The 19,897-nt window shown below is 67.3% G+C and carries 18 protein-coding genes; 6 read left to right on the forward strand and 12 right to left on the reverse strand.

What is annotated here, in order from left to right; all coding sequences use genetic code 11:
• Positions 1 to 128: 128 nt before the first annotated feature.
• Positions 129 to 1,658 carry a dipeptidase gene (locus ACEN9H_RS22905; protein WP_413672189.1) on the reverse strand — a complete coding sequence of 510 codons (1,530 nt, stop codon included), beginning with the start codon at positions 1,656 to 1,658 and terminating at the stop codon, positions 129 to 131.
• A gap of 120 nt (positions 1,659 to 1,778) precedes the next feature.
• Between ACEN9H_RS22905 and ACEN9H_RS22910 the strand changes: the two genes are divergently transcribed.
• A complete protein-coding gene (locus tag ACEN9H_RS22910; RefSeq protein WP_413672190.1) occupies positions 1,779 to 2,633 on the forward strand; it encodes a pirin family protein in 855 nt (284 codons plus the stop codon).
• Between the two features lie 64 nt (positions 2,634 to 2,697).
• Here the strand turns inward: ACEN9H_RS22910 and ACEN9H_RS22915 are convergent, their stop codons facing one another.
• Positions 2,698 to 3,066, reverse strand: a complete 369-nt coding sequence (locus tag ACEN9H_RS22915; RefSeq protein ID WP_056126400.1) for a hypothetical protein — start codon at positions 3,064 to 3,066, stop codon at positions 2,698 to 2,700.
• 332 nt (positions 3,067 to 3,398) lie between these two features.
• Between ACEN9H_RS22915 and ACEN9H_RS22920 the strand changes: the two genes are divergently transcribed.
• From ACEN9H_RS22920 to ACEN9H_RS22940, 5 genes are all read left to right on the forward strand, one after another.
• Positions 3,399 to 4,448, forward strand: a complete 1,050-nt coding sequence (locus ACEN9H_RS22920; RefSeq protein ID WP_413672191.1) for an asparaginase — start codon at positions 3,399 to 3,401, stop codon at positions 4,446 to 4,448.
• Between the two features lie 329 nt (positions 4,449 to 4,777).
• Positions 4,778 to 5,224, forward strand: a complete 447-nt coding sequence (locus ACEN9H_RS22925; RefSeq protein ID WP_413672192.1) for a MarR family winged helix-turn-helix transcriptional regulator — start codon at positions 4,778 to 4,780, stop codon at positions 5,222 to 5,224.
• 26 nt (positions 5,225 to 5,250) lie between these two features.
• Positions 5,251 to 6,753, forward strand: a complete 1,503-nt coding sequence (locus ACEN9H_RS22930; protein WP_160410626.1) for an MDR family MFS transporter — start codon at positions 5,251 to 5,253, stop codon at positions 6,751 to 6,753.
• A gap of 16 nt (positions 6,754 to 6,769) precedes the next feature.
• Positions 6,770 to 8,194, forward strand: coding sequence for an efflux transporter outer membrane subunit (locus tag ACEN9H_RS22935; protein ID WP_413672193.1), 1,425 nt, complete (start codon positions 6,770 to 6,772; stop codon positions 8,192 to 8,194).
• 4 nt (positions 8,195 to 8,198) lie between these two features.
• Positions 8,199 to 9,347, forward strand: a complete 1,149-nt coding sequence (locus ACEN9H_RS22940; RefSeq protein ID WP_413672194.1) for an HlyD family efflux transporter periplasmic adaptor subunit — start codon at positions 8,199 to 8,201, stop codon at positions 9,345 to 9,347.
• A 1-nt stretch (position 9,348) separates the two neighbouring features.
• Here ACEN9H_RS22940 and ACEN9H_RS22945 read toward each other — a convergent pair whose 3' ends face one another.
• The 10 genes from ACEN9H_RS22945 to ACEN9H_RS22990 form a co-directional block, all read right to left on the reverse strand.
• Positions 9,349 to 9,639, reverse strand: a complete 291-nt coding sequence (locus tag ACEN9H_RS22945) for a protealysin inhibitor emfourin (RefSeq protein WP_371765839.1) — start codon at positions 9,637 to 9,639, stop codon at positions 9,349 to 9,351.
• A complete protein-coding gene (locus ACEN9H_RS22950) occupies positions 9,639 to 10,667 on the reverse strand; it encodes a M4 family metallopeptidase (RefSeq protein WP_413672195.1) in 1,029 nt (342 codons plus the stop codon). Before ACEN9H_RS22950 ends, ACEN9H_RS22945 begins: the two co-directional genes overlap by 1 nt.
• Before the next feature lie 79 nt (positions 10,668 to 10,746).
• A complete protein-coding gene (locus tag ACEN9H_RS22955) occupies positions 10,747 to 11,676 on the reverse strand; it encodes a 2-hydroxyacid dehydrogenase (protein WP_413672196.1) in 930 nt (309 codons plus the stop codon).
• A gap of 5 nt (positions 11,677 to 11,681) precedes the next feature.
• Entirely contained in the window at positions 11,682 to 12,380 is a 699-nt protein-coding gene (locus tag ACEN9H_RS22960; protein WP_413672197.1) for a fumarylacetoacetate hydrolase family protein, read from the reverse strand.
• A gap of 98 nt (positions 12,381 to 12,478) precedes the next feature.
• Entirely contained in the window at positions 12,479 to 14,164 is a 1,686-nt protein-coding gene (locus ACEN9H_RS22965) for a methyl-accepting chemotaxis protein (RefSeq protein WP_413672198.1), read from the reverse strand.
• Positions 14,165 to 14,315: 151 nt separating this feature from the next.
• Positions 14,316 to 15,257: a LysR family transcriptional regulator gene (locus ACEN9H_RS22970; RefSeq protein WP_036238599.1), complete on the reverse strand. Its 942-nt coding sequence runs from the start codon at positions 15,255 to 15,257 to the stop codon at positions 14,316 to 14,318.
• Between the two features lie 53 nt (positions 15,258 to 15,310).
• Entirely contained in the window at positions 15,311 to 16,264 is a 954-nt protein-coding gene (locus ACEN9H_RS22975) for a glycoside hydrolase family 43 protein (RefSeq protein WP_413672199.1), read from the reverse strand.
• Positions 16,265 to 16,361: 97 nt separating this feature from the next.
• The gene (gene yjfF / locus ACEN9H_RS22980) at positions 16,362 to 17,345 is read right to left on the reverse strand and encodes a galactofuranose ABC transporter, permease protein YjfF (protein ID WP_056126382.1); all 984 of its coding nucleotides are present in this window, start codon (positions 17,343 to 17,345) and stop codon (positions 16,362 to 16,364) included.
• On the reverse strand, positions 17,342 to 18,376 hold the full coding sequence (locus tag ACEN9H_RS22985) for an ABC transporter permease (RefSeq protein WP_056126380.1): 1,035 nt from the start codon (positions 18,374 to 18,376) through the stop codon (positions 17,342 to 17,344). The genes yjfF and ACEN9H_RS22985 overlap by 4 nt, the downstream gene beginning before the upstream one ends.
• Positions 18,373 to 19,890 carry a sugar ABC transporter ATP-binding protein gene (locus ACEN9H_RS22990; protein WP_413672200.1) on the reverse strand — a complete coding sequence of 506 codons (1,518 nt, stop codon included), beginning with the start codon at positions 19,888 to 19,890 and terminating at the stop codon, positions 18,373 to 18,375. The genes ACEN9H_RS22985 and ACEN9H_RS22990 overlap by 4 nt, the downstream gene beginning before the upstream one ends.
• Positions 19,891 to 19,897: the final 7 nt, after the last annotated feature.

The raw sequence follows: 19,897 nt of genomic DNA on the forward strand, positions 1-19,897 counted from the left end.
GGCCTAAACCTACAAAATTTTTGGAAGGATTTACACATTTTGGCGAGAAACCGGCCTACATGACTGCCGGGCGCCCAACGTCGTGAAGCGCCCCCGGAAGCGAGCCCGGCGGCGCTGGATTGTGACAGTTATTTCGCGAGCTCGGCAAGCACGGCCGTGTACATCTGCAGGTTCAGCAGCAGCTGCTTCGTGGTGATGAACTCATGCTCCGAATGGCCCGTGTAGACCGTGCCCGGCATCGCCGGGCCGAAGCTGACGGCGTGCGGGAACAGGCGCGAATTCGTGCCGCCGCCGATCGCGACCGGCTTCGGCTCCTTGGTGCCCGTGAAGTATGCGAACGTCTTCATCAGCACCGGCAGTTGCGGCGCATCCTTCTGCACCCACGGGTCGCCGATCTGCATGTTCACCTTCGCCAGCTGCACGTGCGCGCCCTGCCACTGCGCGAGCGCGGCATTGATCTCGTTGGTCAGCTGTTCCGTCGTCTTGCCTTGCGGGCGGCGGATGTTGATCGCGAGTTCGATGGCGCCGCCGTCCTGCTGGCGGATCACGGTCGGCGCGAACGTCATCGGGCCCATGAAGGCGTCGCGGTAGGCGATGCTGCCGAACTTCTCGCCGTAATAACCCGTACCCACCATCTCGTTGAGGAAGTTCACCAGGCTGCCTGCCGTCGTGTCCGGCCACGCCTGCACGGCGAGCGCGTCGGCCAGCATGCTGATCGCGTTGACGCCGTCTTCCGGTTTCGACGAGTGCGCCGACAGGCCCTTCGCGACGACGAGCAGGTCGCCGTCCTGGCGCTCGAACTGGTAGTGCATGCCCGTCTGCTTGCCGGCGCGCGCGCGGATCTGCGCTTCCAGTGCCGGCGTCGCGTTGGCGATCGTGGCCTGCGCGTCTTCCGGAATCTGGCTGCCGAAGAAGCCGCCCTTGAATGCCTTGACGAACGGGCTACCTGCCGGCGGCGCGGCCGTGGTGGCCGGCATCGTCACGGCCAGCGTGCCGTAGCCCTTCTCCGCCGTCACGGCCGGATACTCCGCGTCGAGCGTGATGTTCATCTGCGGCAGCGTATGCGTCTTGATGAAGGCTTCCAGCGGCGCCCAATCCGATTCCTCGGCCATGTAGACGTACAGTTCGATACGCCTGGACAGCGGCACCTGCAGGTCCTTCAGCGACTTCATCGCATACAGCGCGGTGGCGATCGGGCCCTTGTCGTCCTCGGCGCCGCGCGCCAGCAGGCGACCCGGTTCGCTCGTGCGGTCCAGCTCGAACGGCGACTTCTTCCACTTGCTCGCGTCGACGGGCTGCACGTCGCCATGCGCGACGAGGCCCACACGCTCAGCGCCCTTGCCCAGGCCGACGATGGCCACGCAGCCGTAGTCTGCGTAGTCCAGGCCGAGGCGCGCCGCTTCCTGTTTCAGGGTGTCCTTGAACGCCTGGTGGCGCGGGTTGCGGTCGCACGGGATGTCCTTGTCCGCGACCGTGTTGTAGCTGACCAGTTTGGCCAGGGTGTCGACGACGTCGTCGCGGTATGCCGTGACGGCATGTTTGGCCGCCTTGATCGCCATGCCGCCCGGCACGGCCTGGGCGGGTGCGCCCGTCGCGCTTGCTGCCCAGGCGAGGCTGATGGCCACGGCCAGGTTGCGTGCGCTGGTCTTCGTATGCATTGTCTCCATCTCCAGATTGAAAGGGGGAAACGAGCATAGCAGGGATGCGTAAAGATTGCTGGCGACTCCTCCCGGCGCGATCGGTTATCGTAGGTGCTGCACATTCCAACGAAGACGAATATGACCCACAAGATCATCCGGCGCGTGCACCCCGCGCTGCGCGACGACATCGGCGACCTCATCACCCAGCGCCCCGTGCCGGGTCCGCATCTCGACCAGGTCGATCCCTTCCTGTTCCTCAACCATCACGGCCCGCAGGTCTATCCGCCGCATAACCGCGGCCTGCCGTTCGGCCCGCATCCGCACCGCGGCTTCGAGACGGTGACATTCATCCTCGACGGCCTGCTCGCGCACCGCGACAGCGCCGGCCATGAAAGCGTGATCGGTCCCGGCGGCGTGCAATGGATGACGGCCGGCCGCGGCATCGTGCATGCGGAAGTGTCGCCGCGCGACTTCATGGAACGCGGCGGGCCGCTCGAGATCCTGCAATTGTGGGTCAACCTGCCGCCCGCGCTGAAGATGACGGCGCCCCGCTACATCGGGCTGCAGCGCGACGAGATACCCGTCGTGGACAAGGGCGATGGCGTGCGCCTGCACCTCGTGTCGGGCACGTATGGCGGCGTGACGGGGCCGATCACATCGCTGACAGACGTGTCGCTGTGCACGGTGGAGATGAAGGCGGGTGCGCGCCTGCACGTGGATGGACTACTCGACCGCAACGTGTTCCTGTACGTCGTGCGCGGCGTGATCCAGGGTGTGCCGGAAACGGTCAGCGCAATGCACCTTGCGGAGTTCGATGCGGAGGGCGATGAACTGGACATCCTGGCCGACCACGACAGCGTGCTGCTGCTCGGTCACGCCTTTCCGATCCGCGAACCCGTCGTGGCGCACGGGCCGTTCGTGATGAACACGCGCGCAGAAATCCAGCAGGCGATCATCGATTACCAGGCCGGGCGCTTCGGCGCGCCGATCTGAGCCGCTGTCGACATGCGCCGGCCCGGTCCGCATCGGCCAGGCCGGCCGTGTTCGACGCCGCGCATCAGCGCGCGGCCTGGTTGACGACGACCTCGTCGGCGAACGGCACCTGGTTGAAGGCGATCTCGGCACCTGTGTCGCGCGTGACGAATTTCTTCGGAGCGACCGGCACCATTTCCTCGCGCTTGCCGTCCAGGTCGACGAACAGCTTGTTCATCCGGTTGGTGACCGTGATCGTGCGGCCGTCGGTGAGGCGGAACGAACCGCGCATGTGTTCGGCCTCATCCTGGGTCAGGCGGTAGGCGGTGTGCGTCGACGACGACATCATGACGGCGCTGGCGGTGGCCGAGGACGGCGCGACGGACGGGTCGGCGAAGGCGCCCAGGGAAAGGGTGGCGGCGGCGGTGAAGACCAGGGCTTGTACGATACGCATGATTGCTCCGAGATTAATTTTCGATATGTATTACGGACCATGAGCACGATTTCAAAAGAATCGTCGGATGCTCCAGCGGTCCACCGTTTTTCATATCGCCGCGTCGTTAATGTGCGGCGAGTGATGACAGTGTAGGAACGGCAGCTCGAGGCGTCATCGGGGAGACGCCAAAGCGTCGAAATGGAGGGATGAACTGTCGAAAAACCGGCCCGAAATGCTGTGGATGCATATAGTTTCCGGCATCGTTCCGGGCCGCTTTTGCGCTCCCTGGGCGGCCGGAATCCGTTACAGTGTCGGCTTCGAACAGCCCATCCGGACGAAGGAGCGAACCGATGCATCCAGTGCCTTTGGTCGCCACCACGCGTGGCTATCCGCCCGACGGCGCGCTTGCCGGCGGCTACGCGGTCGAGAACATCCATTACGGTTCGATCGCCGTCGTCGACGTGGCCGGCCGCCTGCTGTGGTCGGCGGGCGATCCCGACTTCATGACCTTCACCCGTTCCGCGCTGAAGCCGTTCCAGGCCCTGCCTTTCGTGCTCGACGACGGCCCCGCGCGCTTCGGCCTCACGCGTGCCGAGCTGGCCCTGCTGTGCGCCAGCCACTCGGGCGAAGAAAAGCACCTGGTGGGCGTGACGTCCATCCTCGACAAGATCGGCCTGGACGAAAGCCACCTCGCCTGCGGCTGCGCGGCGCCGCTGTACTACGACGCCGCCGGCCTGCCCGTGCCGGCCGAACGGCGCTGGCGCACGGTCCACCACAATTGCTCGGGCAAGCACGGCGGCTTCCTCGCCTGGTGCCGCCTGCACGGCGCGCCGACGGCAGGCTACGTCGATCCCGCGCACCCGTTGCAGCGCGCGATCCGCGCCACGCTCGCCGACTGCGTGCAGATGACGGAAGACACGCTCCCGATGGGCATCGACGGCTGCTCCGCGCCGAACTACGCGATGCCGCTGGCGCGCCTCGCGCACTTGTACGCTCGCCTCGCGCAAGGCAGCGCGGACGCGCGCCTCGGCGCCGCGCTGGGTGACCTGTTCGACGCGATGACGGCGCATCCGGACATGGTGTCGGGCGACGCGCGCACCGACCTCGCGTGGATGCAGGCCGGCGGCGGCGACTGGGTCGCGAAGATCGGCGCGGACGCGGTACAGGCCATCGGCATCCGCTCGGCCGGCATCGGCATCGCGATCAAGGTGGCGGATGGCGCCGTGCGTACGCTGCATCCGGCCACGTTCGCCGTGCTCGATCAACTGGGCCTGCTGGACGACACGCGCCGCAAGCATCTCGAGCAATACCGCGCACCGCCCATCAAGAACGCGCGCGGCGTCGTGGCGGGCGACGTGCACGCCGTGTTCACGCTGGACAAAGCCGAATCGCCCGTCTGACCGCCCCGCAAAAATTCGGGGTCAGAGCACATTTTTCTGGAAATTCGGGGTCAGAGCACTTTTTCGAGAAATGGCTCGTCGGCCATGTACCCAGCTTCCGGGGCACAAGGTGCTGCCGCCAGCATGGCGATTTACCGGCAAGGACGACTTTTACGCTTCGAGAGCCATTGATCCCAAAAGTGCTCTGACCCCGAATTTTCGACAGACCGGGGTCTGACCCCGATTCTGGGCAATTTCCAGAAAACGGGGGCTGACCCTGGTGTTGCCACTTGCGCAGTTCGGTTGCACGGCATAAAATCGATAGGTTCCTATCTATTTCGTGGCTAATGATGAGCAAACTACCTGAGTCGGTCGAGGAGCGCTTCTCGGCGGCCCTGCACACGAGCGCGCGCCTGTGGCGGCTCGCGCTGGACAAGCGCCTCAAGCACCTGGGCATCGGCCAGTCCGGCTGGATGACGATCGCGATGATCGCCAAGTCGGGCGCGCCGATGTCGCAGCGGGCACTCGCCGACCTGGTCGGCGTCGAGGGGCCGTCGATGGTGTCGATGCTGGACCGCCTGGAGCGCGACGGCTTCGTCACGCGCGCCCCCTCGCCCACCGACCGGCGCGTCAAACTCGTGCAGCTGACCGACACCGGCAAGACCGTCTACGCCGAAGTGCTCGCGGAAGCCTCGCCGTTCCGCGCCGACCTGCTGGCCGGCCTCGACCCGCAGGCGCTGGCCGCCGCGACCGTCCTGCTGGATACCCTCAGGAAGCGCCTCGAGGACGGCCTGTGACGACAGCGGCACCCATCAACCGCACCATGATCACGATCTCGATCATGCTGGCGACGATCATCCAGGCGCTGGACGGCACCATCGCCAACGTGGCGCTGCCGCACATGCAGGGATCGCTGTCGGCGTCGCAGGACCAGATCACCTGGGTGCTGACGTCGTTCATCGTGGCCGCCGCCATCGCGACGCCGCTGAACGGCTGGCTCGTCGACCGTTTCGGCCTGAAGAAGGTGTTCCTCGTCTCCGTCGCCGGCTTCACGCTTGCCTCGGTGCTGTGCGGGATCTCGGCGACGCTGACGGAAATCGTCATCGCGCGCATGCTGCAGGGCGTGTTCGGCGCCGCGCTCGTGCCGTTGTCGCAGTCCGTCCTCCTCGACATCAACCCGCGCGAAAAGCACGGCTCCGCGATGGCCGTGTGGGGCATGGGCGTGATGATCGGACCGATCCTCGGGCCTACGCTGGGCGGCTGGCTGACGGACAGCTACAGCTGGCGCTGGGTCTTCTTCATCAACGTGCCGATCGGCGCGCTGGCCTTCTGGGGCATCTGGCGCTACATCCACGCGGCCGATCCGGCCCGGCGCGTCCGCTTCGACACGTTCGGCTTCGTCACCTTGTCCATCGCCATCGGCGCGCTGCAGATGCTGCTGGACCGCGGCGAGCAGAACGACTGGTTCGCGTCGACCGAGACGTGGGTCGAACTGATTTTGACGACGCTCGCGTTTTCCTATTTCATCGGCCACACGCTGACGCGCCCCGCCGGCCAGTCGTTCGTCGATTTCCGCCTGCTGAAGAACGCGAACTACGTCACCGGCCTGCTGCTGATCTTCATCGTCGGCATGGTGCTGTTCGCGACGCGCGCGCTGATGCCGACGATGCTGCAAGGCCTGATGGGCTATCCGGCCAAGCTGGCGGGCCTCGTGACGGCGCCGTCGGGCCTCGGCACGATGGCCGCGATGATGATCGTCGGACGCCTCACGGGCAAGGTCGATTTCCGGCTGCTGCTGGGCGTCGGCTTCGCCATCACCGCGTTCTCGCTGTGGCAGATGACGCATTACACGCTCGTGCTGTCGCAGTCCGACATCGTGTGGCCCGGCGTGATCCAGGGCGTCGGGCTGGGCCTCGTGTTCGTGCCGCTGTCGGCCGCCACGTTCGCGACCCTCTCGCCGCAGATGCGCGCGGAAGGCACGGCGTTGTACAGCCTCGTACGCAACATCGGCTCGTCGATCGGCATCGCCCTCGTGCAGGCGCTCCTCGTGCGCAACACGCAGATCGCGCACGCATCGCTGGCCACGCAGGTCACCGCGGCGAATCCCGCCGTGCACGATCCGACGAGCCTCTACGACATGGCCACGCAAGCCGGCCCTGCCCTCATCAACAACGAGATCACGCGCCAGGCGTCGATGATCGCCTACGTCGACGACTACTGGCTCATGATGCTGCTGACCATGGCCGTGATCCCGATGCTGCTGCTGATCCGTCCACCGAAGGCGGCCGCCGCGCCGGCGCAGGTGGACCATGCTGCCCTCGAATAACCAACAAGACGACACCGTGCGACATTTCAAACTCATCCCCATCGCGGCCGCCGCGCTGGCCCTGCTGTCCGGCTGCATCAGCGTCCCGCCGGACGCGAACAAGGCACCGGGCCCGGACTACGCCAAGGCCCAGCATGCGGCGGCGATCCAGCTGCCCGCCGCCGCCTGGCCCGCCGAGCAATGGTGGCTCGACTACCACGACCCGCAGCTGAACGCGCTCGTGGCCCGCGCCCTGCGCGACAACCCGACGCTCGCCGTCGCCGCCGCGCGCGTGGCCAGCGCCCGCACCGCGTTCGGCGCGGAAGTGGCCAACGAAGGCGGCAAGGTCGACCTGGCGTCTGGCCTGAACCGCCAGCGCTATTCGTCCAACGGCTTCTTCCCGCCGCCGATCGGCGGGGCGTGGTTCAACGACGCCAGCGTGTCCGTGCGCGCCAGCTACGACGTCGACTGGTGGGGCAAGCACCGCGCCCTCATCGCCGCCGCGCTGGGCGAAACGAATGCGGCCGCCGCGGAAAGCGCGCAGGCGCGCCAGGTGCTGGCGGCGTCGGTCGTGCAAAGCTATCTGCGCCTGCAGATGCTGTGGGCGCGCCAGGACAATACGAACGCCCTCATCGCCGTGCAGCGCGACGTCATCGCCGGCCGCAAGGCGCGCATGGCCCACGGACTCGTGAGTCTCGACAGCCTGCAAAGCGCGGAGCAGGACCTCGCCGGCCTGCAGGAACAGGCCGCGCGCTACGACACGGACGCCGCGCGCGAACGCGAAGGCCTGCGCGCGCTGACCGGCGGTGACGCCGCCGCATTGACCGATCTCGCCCGCTTCCAGCCGGCACCGGCAATCGACGCCGTCCCGCGCGAGCTGGGCATGGAGCTGCTGGCGCGCCGGCCCGATTTGCAGGCCGCGCGCTGGCGCGTCGAGGCGCAGCTGGGCCGCGTGGCCGCCAGCGAAGCCGCGTTCCGGCCCGACATCAATCTCGCCGCGGCCATCGGCCTCGATGCGACGTCGCTCGGCAAGCTGCTGCGCTACCCGAGCCGCACGCCGCTGATCGGCGCGACGCTGGACCTCCCGCTATTCGACAGCGGCCGCCTGCACGCCCGGCTGGGCCAGGCGCGCAGCAGCCGCGACGAATTGCTGGCCGAGTACAACGAGGCCGTGCTGAACGCGGTGCGCGACGTCGCGCGCGAAGCGGCCACCCTGCAAGGCATCGCGAAGGAGACGGCAGCACACGCCGCGACCATTGACGCGAGCCGCAAGCTGGCCGCGAACGCCGAGGCGCGCATGCAGCGCGGCCTCGCCGATCGTGCCGCCGTACTGCAGGCGCGGCTGGCCGTGCTGCGCCAGCGCGACGTCGACCTGCAGCTGACGGATGCCCGCCTGCAGACGCAGGTCGCCCTCGTGAAGGCGCTCGGCGGCGGTTATCACACCCTCTCGAATACCAGATAAAACCATGAGCACCCAAGCACCCACCAACAACAAGCGCCGCGTCGTCCTGGCCGGCATCACCGCCGCCTTCCTCGTCGCCGGCGCGGCCTATGCGGCCTATTACGCCCTGGTCCTGTCGAAACGCGTCGAGACGGACAACGCCTACGTCGGCGGCAACCTCGTGAACGTGTCGTCGCAGGTGACGGGCAGCGTCGTCGAGATCCGCGCCGACGAGACCCAGCTCGTGCAGGCGGGCATGGAGATCGTCCGCCTCGATCCGTCCGACGCCGAAGTCGCGCTGGCCCAGGCCGAGGCGCGGCTGGGCACCGCCGTGCGCCAGCAGCGCGAGCGCTACACGAACGTGGCGCAGTACGAGGCCCTCGTCGACCAGCGCCGCGTGGAACTGAAGGCGAAGCAGGAAGACCTGGCACGGCGCGCGCCGCTCGCAGCGGACAACATCGTCTCCGGCGAAGACGTGGCGCACGCCCGCCGCGCCGTCGACGATGCGCAGGCGGCGCTGACCGTCGCGCAGAAGCAGCTGGCGGCCGCACGCGTGACGGTGGCGGGCGTGTCCCCGGCCGAACACCCGAACGTGCTGGCCGCGAAGGCGGATTACCTGTCCGCGTGGCTCGCCGCCCGCCGCAACGCGATCGTCGCGCCGGTGTCGGGCTATGTCGCCAAGCGCAGCGTGCAGGTCGGCAGCCGCATCGCGCCGGGCGCGCCGCTGCTGTCGATCGTGCCGCTGGACCAGCTGTGGGTCGACGCCAATTTCAAGGAATCGGAATTGCGCGACATCCGCGTGGGCCAGGCGGCCACCATCGAGGCCGATATCTACGGCAGCAAAGTCGTCTACCACGGCAAGGTCGTGGGCCTCGGTGCGGGCACGGGCAGCGCGTTCTCGCTGCTGCCGGCGCAGAACGCGACGGGCAACTGGATCAAGGTCGTGCAGCGGGTGCCGGTGCGCATCTCGCTCGATCCGAAGGAACTCGCGGCGCACCCGCTGCGCGTGGGCCTGTCGGCCACGGTCGACGTGGACATCAGCCAGAAAGGCGGCAGCGCGCTCGGCACGGTGGCCGCGCCGGCGCCCGCATATGCGACGACTGTATTGAACCAGCCGTTGCAGCAGGCGCAGGTCGCGACGGACGCGATCGTCGCAAAAAACATGGCGAACTGATTCAGTCCGGCGGCCGCGCCTCGAGGATCCCGACGAGTTCGCGCAACGCCGCCGGCGCCGCGTCGAGGTGGAAGCGCACCTGCCTGCCGTCGAGCGTCAGCGTGTACGTGAAATCCCACGGTTGCGGCCGCGGTTTCAGCAGGGTCGCCGGCAGCGGCGCCGCATCCAGCCCCTGCACGAGCGCGCGCACGCGCGCGCCCTCCGCCGCGGGGAGGCTGTCGACGTCGACGCTGCGCGTCTGCGCGCCCGCCGGCCCCGTGAAGCCGCCCGCGGAATGCAGCGACAAGCGCATCACACGACGCCCACTTCGTGCCACGCGCCGTGCACGGCCGCGGCCTCGCCCGATCCGGCACCGTGGCGCAGTTCGGCCGCCTTGACGGTGGCCTGGGCGGCGTCCGCGAACGTCGCGTCGGGATGCAGGAGCGACAGCGCCTGGTACCAGATCGGCGCGGCCTTGTCCCAGCTATGCCCGCCCAGCTTCATCGCCGCCAGGTAGAACGCGTGATTCGGGATGCCGGAATTCGTGTGCACGTCCCCGCCTTCGACATACCCCCTCATCGTGCCCGGCTGGTCGTCGCCCGACCACGTCAGCTTCGCATTCCCCGGATCGGCCATCGAGCGCAATGCCTTGCCGACGGCGGGTGTCATGATGCCCGCGCCGATCAGCCAGTCGGCCTTCCTGACCGTCTGCTTCGCATGCCATTGCTTGACGACGGAACCGAACACGTCGGACATCGATTCGTTCAGCGCACCGCTCTGCCCATCGTAGACGAGACCTCCGCCCGGCACGGTGTACTGCGTGACGCCGTGCGTCAGCTCGTGCGCGATCACGTCGAGCGCGTGCGTGAAGCCGGTGAACAGCTTGCCGTCGCCATCGCCGTACACCATCTGGCGGCCGTTCCAGAAGGCGTTATTGAAGCTCTTGCTGTAATGAACGCTCGAATCGATGCCCATGCCGCGGCCGTCGATGGAATTGCGTTTCAGGATCTGCTGGTAGAAGTCGTAGGTGGTGCCGGCGCCGTCGAACGCTTCGTTGACGGCGGTGTCGGTCACGGGCGCCGCCGTCTCCGTGCGTACGAGCTTGCCGGGGAGGCGGGTGCCGTGGTGCGCGTCGTACACGGTGCGATGCCTGACGCCGGGCGCCACCAGCAGGCCCGGCGCGGCGAGGCCGCTGGCGGCGCGCTGGCCGCGCAGGAAAGCCGAGCGTTCCAGTTGCTCCAGCAGCTGCTGGCGTTCCGCTGCGTCCGCCTGGATGGCCAGCTTGCGCAACATGGACGACGGGATGATGAAACAGGGGCACGCGGGCGTGTGGATGTGCATATTGCCTCCATGCGGATTGCGCTTGCCTGAAGAGCGTAATCCACACGGCCGCGCTGCGGCGCACAGTACCCGCGGTGCGTCAGCCGGGTTCGACCGGCGTCAGCGCGCGCCCGCTGCGGAACCAGCTGCGCACGTTGTCGAGCATGAGCTGCGCCATCGCCGCGCGCGTCTCGTGCGTGGCGCTGCCCAGGTGCGGCGTCAGCAGCACGTTGTCCAGCTTGAAGAAGCGCGGGTCGATGTCCGGCTCGTTGTCGAACACGTCCAGCGCCGCGCCGGCGATGGTGCCCTGCTCCAGCGCCGCGAGCAACGCCGCCTCGTCGACGAGCGTGCCACGCGCCACGTTCACGAGGTAGCCGTTCGGTCCGAGCGCGTGCAGCACGCGCGCATCGATCAGGTGCTGCGTGTCGGCCCCGCCGGGCGCCACGACAATGAGGATGGCGGAATCGCGCGCGAGTGCGGCCAGGTCGGGCTCGTAGCGCCACGCCAGTTGCTGGTCCGTGCGGCCGTGGTAGGCGAGCGCCACCCCGAACGTCTCCAGCCGGCGCGCGATCTCCTTGCCGATGCGCCCCATGCCGACGATCCCCACGTGCTTGCCCGCGAGGCTCGTCGCCAGCGCGAAGTTCGCGTTCTTCCAGGCGCCTGCGCGCACGTAGCGGTCGGCCTGCGGCAGGCGGCGCAGCAATGCCAGCAGGGAGCCGATGCACAGCTCCGCCACGGCCGCGTTCAGCACGTCCGGCGTGTTGGCGACGACGATGCCCCGTTCGGCTGCCAGCGCGCGCGGAATCAGGTCGTAGCCGACGCCGCACGTGGCGATGATTTCCAGCGCCGGCAGGCGCCGCACCACATCCTCCGGCACCTCCTGGTTGCTGCGCGTGAGGATGGCGCCGACCTCGTTCGCCAGGCCGGGCTCGCGTTCGAGATCCGCCAGGCCGACGCAGCGGAATTCGGCGTCGATCCGGGCCTGGATCTCGGGCGCGAAGCCTCCGATCTGCAGGACCGTCTTCCGCATTACTCTCATTCTGCCGCGCCGATCTCGAGTTCGAACGAAGTCACGCCGTCGACGCCGCCGCGCACCTTGTCGCCCGGGTTCAGCGCGTCCACGCCGGCCGGCGTGCCCGTGTAGATCAGGTCACCCGGCGCCAGCGCGACGAGGCGCGACAGGGCCGCGATCACGTCGGGGATCGGCCAGATCATTTCGTTCAGGTTGCCCTCCTGCTTCAGCTGGCCGTTCACTTCGAGCCAGATGCGCGCCGCCGAGGGGTGGCCGGTGCGCTCGACGGGGATCAGCGGGCTGCACGGCGCAGAGGCGTCGAAGCCTTTCGCCATGTCCCACGGGCGGCCGTCCTTCTTGGCGACGGCCTGCAGGTCGCGCCGCGTCAGGTCCAGGCCCACGCCATAGCCCCATACGAGGCCCAGCGCCTGTTCCGGCGCGATGTTCGTGCCGCCGCCTTTCAGTGCGACGACCAGTTCGACTTCGTGATGCAGCTCGCGCGTGGAGGACGGGTACGGCACGGTGCCGCTGGCCGGCACGACGGCATCCGCCGGCTTGGTGAAGAAGAACGGCGGTTCGCGGTTCGGATCGGAACCCATCTCGCGCGCGTGGGCCGCGTAGTTGCGGCCAACGCAGAACACGCGGCGCAGCGGGAAAACCTGGTCGGAGCCGGCCACGGCGAGGGCCGGGACGGCGGGAGGCGTAATGACGAAGCCAGTCATGCGTATCCTTGTAAAGACAGTGTCGGCGCATCGGGCCCAAGGCCTGATGCACCGGACAGCCTATCACAATCGCAAGCTGGACGAAGAAGCAATAACGGTCAGAACTCTTCCCAGTCGCTCTCGGCGGACACCTTCGCGGCGGTGGCCTGCGGACGGGCCGGCGCCTTCGCAACCGGCTTGCTCAACCGCGGTGCGGGCGCGGGAGTCATCGCACGCGTCGGCGCTGCCGCCGGCGCGCCGCCGTCGAGCCGGAACACGGCCACGGCCTCCGCCAGGCGCGCGGCCTGGTCCTGCATCGCCTGCGACGCGGCGGCCGCCTGCTCGACGAGGGCCGCGTTCTGCTGGGTCACGTCGTCCATCTGCGTGATGGCCTGGTTGATCTGCTCGATGCCGGCGCTCTGCTCCTGGCTCGCGGCCGTGATCTCCGTGAGGATGTCGGCCACGCGGCGCACGCTGTCGACGATCTCGCCCATCGTGCTGCCCGCCTCGCGCACGAGCGAGCTGCCCGTGTCGACCTTGCTGGTGGAGTCGTCGATCAGCGCCTTGATCTCCCTGGCGGCGGCGGCCGAGCGCTGCGCCAGGTTGCGCACCTCGCCCGCCACGACGGCGAAGCCGCGGCCCTGCTCGCCGGCGCGCGCCGCTTCCACGGCCGCGTTCAGCGCGAGGATGTTGGTCTGGAACGCGATGCCGTCGATGACGCCGATGATGTCGACGATGCGGCTGGACGACGTGTGGATCTGCGTCATCGTGTCGACGACCTGCTCGATCACGTCACCGCCCTTGGCCGCGACCGTCGATGCCGTCGCGGCCAGCGTGTTGGCCTGGCGCGCGTTGTCGGCGTTCTGCTTCACGGTCGACGTCAGTTCTTCCATCGACGACGCCGTCTCTTCCAGCGCACTGGCCTGCTGCTCGGTGCGCGCCGACAGGTCGCGGTTGCCGGCCGCCACTTCGCCGGACGCGAGCGCGATGGCGTCGGTGCCACCGCGCACGGTGCCGACGGTGGCCACCAGGTTCTCGTTCATGCGCTTCAGGGTGCCCAGCAGCTGGCCCACTTCGCAGGTGCTGTCGACGTCCACCCGCGTCGTCAGGTCGCCGCCGGCGACGGCGGTCGCCACGTCCAGCGCACGGCGCAGCGGCCGCGTGATCGAGGCGCTGATCCACCAGGCCAGCGCGCAGGCGATGGCCAGCATGACGGCGCCCAGCACGATCATCAGGGTGCGCGTGTTCGCGTACATGGTTTGCGCTTCCTTGGCCGTGTCGTGGGCGAGGCCGGCCTGGACCTGGATCTGCTCGCCGATCACGGCCTTGTAGTCCGCCAGGATGGGACGCAGCTTCGTCTTCAGGTAGGCGCGCGCGCCCGCGTCGTCGCCGCTCTCGATCAGGCGGATCAGGTCGATCTGTCCCTGCGTGTACTTCGCATTGAGTTCGACTTCCTGCGCCAGCAAGGTGCGGGACCTGGGCGCGCGCAGCAGGCCGTCGAGCTGCACGAGCAGGCTGTCGAGGTCCTTGCGCATGGCGGTGATGCTGGCGACCTGCTTCGCGCGGTCGTCGGCGCTGTCGTCCAGCATCATGTTGCGCAACGCGATGGCGATGTCGTTCACGTCGCTGAGCATGCGCGCCGTCAGTTCCATGCGCGGCAGCCGCTTGTTGACGATCTCGTCGGTGCCGTCATTGACCCGGCCCAGCATGATCGTGCCCTGCCCGACCATGAAGACCAGCGCCACGCACAGGAAGCCGAAGCCCAGCGCGAGGCGCGTACCAATTTTTAAATTTCGAATGTTCATCGTTCTCTCTTTCCGCACGGATGTCCCGTTTTGCCGGTTTCCCACATCCGAGAAATGTTACGGTGCGGAAAGAGTCGAGTCGATGTCGAGATGTTAAATCAGGGCAATATATTTAAATGATGAAGTTTGCACGCAACACTTTGGTGCAAACTCAATAAATTTCCTTGGCCGCGGCCCGCACGGCACGCAGCAGCAGGTCGGCGCCCGGCGACAGCAAATGGTCCTGGTGACGGATGATGCCGAACGCATCCATCTTGCACGGGATCTCGATGGGCAGGATGCGCATCACGTTCAGCGACGCATAGTATTGCGCCACCTCGATCGGCATCACGTGCAGCGAATCCGTCTGCTGCAGCAGCGCCGTGATCATCAGCATCGCCGTCGTGTCGACGACGTTCGCGGGCGGTTCCAGGCCGGCGCGGCGGAACATCATGTCGAAGCGGTAGCGCAGGATACTGCCGTGCGGCGGCACGATCCACGGCAGCGGCGCGATGTCCTGCAAGGTGAGGTTCTTGCGTTCCAGCAGCGGATGGCCGGGGCGCACGACCGCGCAGGCCGGTTCCTCCGTCAGCTCTTCGTAGATCAGGCCGGAGGTGTCGCCGGTGTCGAAGATGCGGCCGATCATGAAGTCCAGCGTGCCATGCTGCAGCTTGTCCAGCAGCAGGTTACTGGTTTCCAGCTGTACGCCGATGCGCAGCAGCGGGGCCTCTTCCTTGACGCGGGCGATGGCGCGCGGCAGGAGCGCCATCGCGGGCGTCATGATCACGCCAACCTCGACCTGGCCCGTGAGGCCGGCCTTCAGCGTGACGATGTCGTCGTGCGCCAGCGCCAGGCTCGTCAGGGCCATACGCGCGTGGCGGATCATCGTTTCGCCGTAGATCGTCGGCTCCATCCCGCGCGGCAGGCGTTCGAACAGCTTGACGTCCAGCATCTCCTCCAGATCCTTGATCTGCTTGGAGGCGGCCGGCTGCGTCATGTGCAGTTCGTCGGCCGCGCGGTGGATGTTGCGGTAGTCGTCCAGCGCGATCAACAGCAGCAGTTGACGCGTCTTGAGGCGGGCCTTGAGAAACCAGTTCGGATTGGTCGTGTCCATCAGACAATCATATCATTATCGATATCGGTTTTACGCAGATTGGCGCGCAACTTTTATCGCTTGCACGCTGCCGACGGATTGGCGGCAGGACCTTGCTCAGTCTGCGGTACGGGCAGGATCTTGCCGTTCGGACCGTAGTGCATTTCCTCGATGGCGACCGAGCGTCGGTAATCGCCACCGGTCGGCAGTTTGCCGTTGTGATAAATGATGTAGGACTTGCCGTTGAAGTCGATGATCGCGTGGTGGATCGTGCCGACGTTCGTGTTCTTTTCCATGATCACGCCGCCATACGACCATGGCCCGGTGGCCGTCGGCCCCGTCATGTACACGGTCTCTTCCGGCCACTTGCGCGAATACGACAGGTAGTACTTGCCGGCGTGCTTGTGCAGGTAAGAGGCTTCCGTGAACTGGTCCAGGCCCACCGTGTGGATCGGGCCGTCCAGTTCCGTCATGTTGGCTTTCAGCTTCGCGTACTTCATGACGGTATTGCCCCAGTACAGATAGGCCTGGCCATCGTCGTCGACGAAGATCGCCGGGTCGATGTCGTCCCAGCTGATTTCCGTCTCGTGCGTCATGTCGTTCGTGATCAGGGCCGTGCCGCGCGCGTCGACGAACGGGCCCGTCGGGCTGTCCGACACGGCCACGCCGATCGCCTTGCCGGGGATCGTCTTGTGCTCGACCGTCACGTACAGGTAGTACTTGCCGTTGCGCTTGGTGACGTCGCTGGCCCAGGCGTCCCTGGCGGCCCATTTGAACGTGGAAAACGGCACGCCGGCCGGGTGCTCGGTCCAGTGCTGCATGTCGCAGCTGGAGAACACCTTCCACTCGTTCATCACGTAATCCTTGCCGCCGACAGGGGCTTCGTCGTGGCCCACGTACAGGTAGACGCGGCCGTTGTCGACGAGGGCCGCGGGGTCCGCGGTGAAGATCCTGCTGGTGAGGGGGTTGGCGGCACCGGCGAGTGCCGTCGTCGCGAGCAGCGTCGCAGCGATCAGGGGCTTGAGCATGTAGTCTCCAGTTTTTATGTTTATTCGGTGGGCAATAAGCCCCCGTCGCCCCCGCGGGGGCGGGGGCGCAAGTTCAACGCCGTGGCAACGTGACTTGTTATTGCTTCGCGCGGCCGCCCATCACCCTCTGCACGACGCAGAAGACGAACAGCAGTGCGCCGATGACGATCTTGGTCCACCACGAGCTGAGCGTGCCGTCGAAGGCGATCAGCGTCTGGATGGCACCCAGCACCAGCACGCCCGACAATGCGCCGGCGATGTAGCCGTAGCCGCCGGTGAGGAGCGTCCCGCCGATGACGACGGCGGCGATGGCATCGAGCTCCGTGCCCTGGCCGTGCAGGCCGTAGCCGGACAGCATGTAGAAGGCGAACAGCACACCGCCCAGCGCCGCGCAGAAGCCCGACAGCGCGTACACGAGGACCTTGGTGCGGCCCACGTTCAGGCCCATCATCGCGGCAGATTGCTCGTTGCCGCCGACGGCGTACACGGCACGGCCGAACGCGGTGAAGTGCGCGAGCCAGATGGCGACCAGCAGCACGACCAGCGCGATGATGGCGCCCGGCGACAGGAAGCCGTCGAGGATGGGCACCTGCGTCTGCGACATCGCCGTGAACAGCGGGTCATCGATCGTGATCGACTCGACGCTGATCAGGTAGCACAGGCCGCGCGCCAGGAACATGCCGGCCAGGGTGACGATGAACGGCTGCAGCTTGAACAGGTGGATGATCGCGCCCATCGCGCCGCCGAAGCACGCGCCCAGCAGCAGCACGAGCGCGATGACGGCGGCCGGCGGCCAGTGCGCGTGCTGCAGCAGCCAGGCCGAGATCATCGTCGACAGCGCGAGCACGGAACCGACGGACAGGTCGATGCCGCCCGCCAGGATCACGAAGCCCATGCCCACCGCGATCACGAGCAGGAACGCGTTGTCGATCAGGAGGTTGAAGATCACCTGCAGCGACAGGAAGCCCGGGTACACCGACCCGCCGATGCCCAGCATCGCCACCAGCAGGACCACGGTGACGAGAGACGTGAACCACGGCGCGCTCGTGACGCCGCGGGTACCGGTTGCGACCGCGCTCATGCGGACCTCCGCAGGATGTTCTTGAATTCGCTCGACTGCGAGATGCAGACGACGAAGACGACGATGGATTTGACGACCATGTTCACTTCGGGCGGCACGCCCAGCGAGTAGATCGTGTAGGTCAGGGTCTGGATGATCAGCGCGCCGATCATGCTGCCCACCAGGCTGAATTTGCCGCCGGCCAGCGACGTGCCGCCCAGCGTGACGGCGAGGATCGCGTCCAGCTCCAGCAGCAGGCCCGCGTTGTTCGCGTCCGCGCTCTTGATGTTCGACGTGATCAGCATGCCGGCCAGGCCCGCGCAGGCGCTGCAGAACACGTACACGAAGGTGATCAGGGTCGCCGTGCGCAGGCCCGCGAGGCGCGCCGCCACCGGATTGATGCCGACCGCCTGGATGAACAGGCCGAGGGCCGTCTTCTTCACCAGCAGCAGCGTGGCCGCGAAGACGGCAGCGACGACGAACAGCGAGAACGGCAGGCCGGCGAGGTAGCCGCTGCCCAGGAAGAAGAACGGCTCGTAGTACACGGTGACGATCTGGCCGTCCGTCAGCAGCTGCGCGAGGCCGCGGCCCGCCACCATCAGGATCAGCGTGGCGACGATCGGCTGCAGCTTGATGCCGGCAACGAGGACGCCGTTCCACAGGCCGCACAGCAGCGCGACACCCAGCGAGGCCGCCAGTGCGAGCGCCATTGGCGTCGTGGGCTCGCTGCCTCCGATCAGCATCGCGGACACGGTGCCGGACAGCGCGACGACGGCGCCCACCGAGATGTCGATACCGCGCGTGGCGATGACCAGGGTCATGCCGAGCGCCGCCAGCATCAGCGGCGCGGCGCGGTTGAGGATGTCGATGATCGCGCCGTACAGGTGGCCTTCCTTGACCTGCAGGTGGAAGAAGCCGGGCACGAGGAACGCGTCGACGAGCAGCAGCGCGACGAGCGCGCCCAGCGGCCGCACGAGCGGGTGCTGCAGCCAGGCGGTGCGCGATGCCGCCGCCTGCGCGGACGGTTTGACGGTAGCGCCGGTCGTGCTCATGCCGTCTCCCCTGCGATCACGTGCAGCACGGACGTCTCGTCCAGTTCACCGCGCTGGTATTCGCCGCACGCCTTGCGGTCGCGCATGACGATCATGCGGTCGGACACGCGCAGCACTTCCGGCAGTTCGGACGAGATGAAGAGAATGGACATGCCCTTACGGCACAGGTTACTGACGTAATCCATGATTTCCTGCTTGGCGCGCACGTCGATGCCGCGCGTCGGTTCGTCGAGGATCATCAGGCGCGGATCGGTCGCGAGCCAGCGCGCCAGCAAGACCTTCTGCTGGTTGCCGCCGGAGAGCGTGCCGATCGGCGTCTCGATGCTGGCCGTCTTGATGCCCAGCCACTTGACGTAGTCGGTCGCCAGCTGCTGCTGGCGCTTGAAAGGAATGGCGCGGAAGATGCCCTGCCGCGCCTGCAACGCGAGGATCAGGTTTTCGCGCACGGACAGCGCGAGGATCGCGCCTTCATGCTTGCGGTCTTCCGAGCAGAAGCCGATGCCCTCGCGAATCGCGTCGCGCGGATTCGAGAAGCTCACCTGCTTGCCGTCGATGTCGAAGCTGCCGCTGTCGGCTTTATCGGCGCCGAACAACAGGCGCGCCGTTTCCGTGCGGCCGGAGCCCAGCAGGCCGGCAAGGCCCAGCAATTCGCCGCGGCGGATTTCCAGGTCGACCGGCGACAGCACACCCTTGCGCGCGATGCCGCGGGCGCGCAGGAAGACCTCACCGTGTTCATTCGTTTCGCCTGCCGCTGCCGTTTCGGCCGCGTGCTCCGCGTCGGCCGGCGCGCCGATCATCTTGTTGACGAGGGCAAGACGCGACAGGTCCGCACAGGCGTACTCGCCTTCGCGCTCGCCGTTGCGCATCACGGTGATGCGGTCGGAGATCGCGTAGGTCTGGTCGAGGAAGTGCGTGACGAACAGGATCGCCATGCCCTCTTCGCGCAGGCGGCGCAGCACCGAGAACAGCATCTGCACTTCCGCCTCGTCCAGGCTGGACGTGGGCTCGTCGAGGATCAGCACGCGCGATTCCGTGTTCAGCGCGCGGGCGATGGCGACCATCTGCTGGATCGCGAGCGGGTAATCGGCGAGCGGTTTGCTGACGTCGACGTGGATCTCGAGGCGCGCGAGCAGCGCCATGGCCTGCGACCGCATCGAGCGCCAGTCGACCATGCCGAAGCGGCGCGGATAGCGGCCGATGAAGATGTTTTCCGCGACCGACAAATTCGGGCACAGATTGACTTCCTGGTAGACGGTGCTGATGCCGAGGTTCTGCGCATCCTGCGTGGAGCGCGGCTGGATGGCCCGGCCCTCCAGCACGATGCTGCCGGCGTCCGGCTGGTAGACGCCGGTGAGAACCTTGATCAGCGTGGACTTGCCCGCGCCGTTCTGGCCCATCAGCGTGTGGACTTCGCCGGGGAACAGGCGCAGTCCGGCATCGGACAGCGCCTTCACTCCCGGGAAGGCTTTATGGATGCCGGTGACTTCCAGCACCGGCTTCTTCGAATCGATCATGCCCCGC

Origin of the sequence: Massilia cellulosiltytica (genome assembly GCF_047325105.1) — a bacterium.
Lineage (GTDB): Bacteria > Pseudomonadota > Gammaproteobacteria > Burkholderiales > Burkholderiaceae_D > Telluria > Telluria orientalis.